Genomic DNA, 3,286 nt, shown 5'->3' on the forward strand with positions numbered 1-3,286 from the left:
GAGGAAAAGTAGCTTATATTTTTGTTTCTGGAGACCCTGGTTATGTTGTAGGCGAAACACATGGGTTAATAGCTGCACCAAGCGACCAAGGTACAAGTATACAATGGTATAATGGGAGTTATACAACTACAGGAGCAATAGCAACAGCATTAGGAACAGGAAATGCGAACACAACTGCTATTGTAACTAATCAGGGTGCTGGTAGTTATGCTGCTAAAATTTGTTCCGATTTAGTATTAGGAGGTTACAGTGATTGGTATTTGCCTTCAAAAGAGGAGTTAAACAAACTATACCTTAATAGAGTTGCAATTGGTGGTTTTGCTAATAACTACTATTGGAGTTCTACGGAGGACGAATTCATCTATGCGTGGCTTCAGATTTTCCCCAGTGGTAACCAGTTCAGCGACGATAAGAGCTACACGAATTACGTGCGTGCAGTTCGGGCTTTTTAACAATTTATCCATTCATCTATTTAACAATTTATTACCGCGTAGCGGTCGATTTTTAAAAAATGGAGGGCGTTTGCCCTCCATTCTGAAAGCCCTTTTTATTTTGATTTGCCTTATGAAAAAAACATTAATAGGATTAGCGATAATCGCCAGTGCATTGATAAATATCAATTCCCTGCAAACCCAAGAAACAGTACCAGCCACAGATGGAGAAGCAACAGGCGCTGGAGGTTCATCTAGCTATTCAGTTGGACAGATAACTTAAGACCGTTGCAAGGAGTATATTTCAATAATTTCGGGTAACCAATGCATATTAAATATCTGGATATCAGATATTTAATATGCATATCCAAATCCCACAAACAGAGATGTGATGTTGCACCTTACAGACCTAGCTGAAGATGAAACAGTGGACGTTCTTATTAGTAATTTATCGGGCCAGGCTGTTCTTGCCGAAACGTACAACGCTGGTTTCTTTGGAGAAATTCAAGAACAGATATCAATCGGACACCTTCCAAAAGGAATTTATATTCTAACAGCAATTACTGCAGGAGGAAATATAACTAGTAAAATAGTTCTCTTCTAACTTGATTCCTGGTTGTCATACATCAAAACAAATGTAATTTCGGTGGATGGCAGGCATATACATCCATATCCCTTTTTGCAAGCAAGCGTGTAATTATTGTGATTTTCACTTCTCCACTACGCTTAATAAAAAATCTGCTTTGGTAGAATGCCTCATCAAAGAGATTGAGCTTAGAAAAGATTATTTAGACAACGAATCTATTTCTACAATCTATTTTGGAGGCGGTACTCCTTCCCTTCTCTCTCAAACAGAACTCGATTCTATTTTAAACTCTGTTCATAAAAATTTTCAAATTGACGACAATGCAGAAATAACAATGGAAGTAAATCCAGATGATATTTCGATAAGTAAATTGGAAGAATTCAAAAAATCATCTATCAACAGATTAAGTATTGGAATACAATCTTTTCATGACATAGATCTTCAATACATGAACAGAGCACATACTTCCAACGAAGCGATCGTGGCTATTCGAAATGCTAAACAAGTAGGGTTAGAAAATATTACTATCGACCTAATCTATGGAGTCCCTACCCTGTCCGACGAGGCATGGAATCACAACCTACTTACTTTCGCGTCTTTAGACATTCCTCACCTTTCGGCTTATTGCTTAACAGTAGAATCTAATACTCCACTTGCTTCATTAATATCTAAAGGAAAATCTGATCCTGTTTCAGACAAGAAGGGAAAAACTCATTTCGAGATGCTGATGAACTTCATGGACGAAAACAGCTACACCCAATACGAAATCTCCAATTTCTGTAAGACTAACCACGAATCGAAACACAACTCATCTTATTGGAAAAATAAAAAATATTTGGGAATTGGTCCATCAGCACATTCTTATAATGGAAATTCCAGAGAATGGAATGTCTCTAACAATGTAAAATACATTAACGCCATAAGTCGAGGTAAAGTGAATAATGAGTCTGAAATACTTACTGTTACTGAAGCTTTCAATGAATATATTTTAACATCCTTAAGAACTATATGGGGAGTAAACCTGATTCATATCCAAAAACATTTTGATAAAGAATATGTAGATCACCTCACAAAAGAAGCCGATATTTTTATTCGATCCGGAGAAATACTAACAGAAAATAATACACTGATTCTCTCTAGAAAAGGAAAGATGATGGCCGATTCGATTTCGTCTGAGCTGTTTAAACTCGATTAGATACACGTACTTAGAACCCCAATTTTCTTGGTAACTATTTGATTTTCGCTAAGAATAGATAAATAATTTTCCTTTTTTTCAATTACATTTAATACCAGTAACTACCTAGCTAAATGAACAGATTGTTAAAGTATTTTCTACAAGGTTTACTCTACATTATACCGGTAACTATAACCTTATATATCACCGTTCAAGCGTTAAAATTAATTGACGGAATATTACCCTTTCCTATACCCGGATTAGGAATATTAGTCTTACTAATATTAATTACTGCCTTAGGATATTTAGGTAGTACAATACTCGCGCAACCTATAATTTCTTACTTCGATGGGCTAATAAAAAAAGCTCCTCTAATGAAAGTAATTTACACAAGTATTAAAGACTTGTTAGGTGCCTTTGTAGGTAATAAAAAAAGGTTCGACAAGCCTGTATTGGTTAAAATTGGAAAGGACAGTGGCATGGAAAAAATGGGATTTATAACCCAGAAAAATTTAAGCATGTTAGGAATCTCTGAAGGTAAGTCTGCTGTTTACTTACCGCACTCCTATAATTTCTCTGGCAATCTTTTTGTAGTGGCTAATGAACAAATAACCCCACTGGATATGAATGCAGCCGATGCCATGAAGTTTATTGTTTCTGGTGGAGTAACTACAGTCGATGAAGACCATTAATTTAATTTTAAGAAAATGAAAAAAATAATATCTCTCCTTATATCTCTGTGTTTCGTAGCAAGCGTAAGTGCCGAAAAAATAATTGTGAAAGAGGGCAGAGAAAACATTGCAGGCACATCTAATAATGTATTAACCGTTCGCATATTTGAAGGAGATGACAAGGCTATTATGAAAGATTGGAAGAACATGATGAAGAAGGCAAAGGGGAAAACCTCCAATCAAAAGAAAGAGCTTTTCTCGGATGATACAGAATTGCGATCAATCAGCATGAATACTATTGATGTATGGTCTAAAGTAGTACCAGATGGTGATTCTTTCAAACTGATTGTAGGTTTTGATCTCGGCGGATCATTCTTAAATTCTTCTGATCATTCTGACATGTATCCAGCTGCTGCCCGAATGA

The 3,286-nt window shown here is 35.9% G+C and carries 6 protein-coding genes; all 6 read left to right on the plus strand.

Annotation, left to right across the window (positions count from 1 at the left end; all coding sequences use genetic code 11):
• Positions 1-452: DUF1566 domain-containing protein (locus HRT72_06395; protein ID NQY67337.1), on the plus strand; the 452-nt coding region annotated here is incomplete at its 5' end.
• Positions 453-564: 112 nt separating this feature from the next.
• Complete coding sequence (locus HRT72_06400) at positions 565-714, plus strand: hypothetical protein (protein NQY67338.1); 150 nt, start codon at positions 565-567, stop codon at positions 712-714.
• 108 nt (positions 715-822) lie between these two features.
• A complete protein-coding gene (locus HRT72_06405) occupies positions 823-1,035 on the plus strand; it encodes a T9SS type A sorting domain-containing protein (GenBank protein ID NQY67339.1) in 213 nt (70 codons plus the stop codon).
• Between the two features lie 46 nt (positions 1,036-1,081).
• Entirely contained in the window at positions 1,082-2,212 is a 1,131-nt protein-coding gene (gene hemW / locus HRT72_06410; GenBank protein ID NQY67340.1) for a radical SAM family heme chaperone HemW, read from the plus strand.
• 113 nt (positions 2,213-2,325) lie between these two features.
• Positions 2,326-2,883 (plus strand): DUF502 domain-containing protein, encoded by a 558-nt coding sequence (locus tag HRT72_06415; protein NQY67341.1) that lies wholly within the window; start codon positions 2,326-2,328, stop codon positions 2,881-2,883.
• Between the two features lie 15 nt (positions 2,884-2,898).
• Positions 2,899-3,286, plus strand: a 388-nt coding sequence (locus tag HRT72_06420; protein NQY67342.1) for a hypothetical protein, incomplete at its 3' end; no start/stop codon positions are given.

Source organism: Flavobacteriales bacterium (assembly GCA_013214975.1).
In the GTDB taxonomy this organism is placed as follows: Bacteria; Bacteroidota; Bacteroidia; order DT-38; family DT-38; genus DT-38.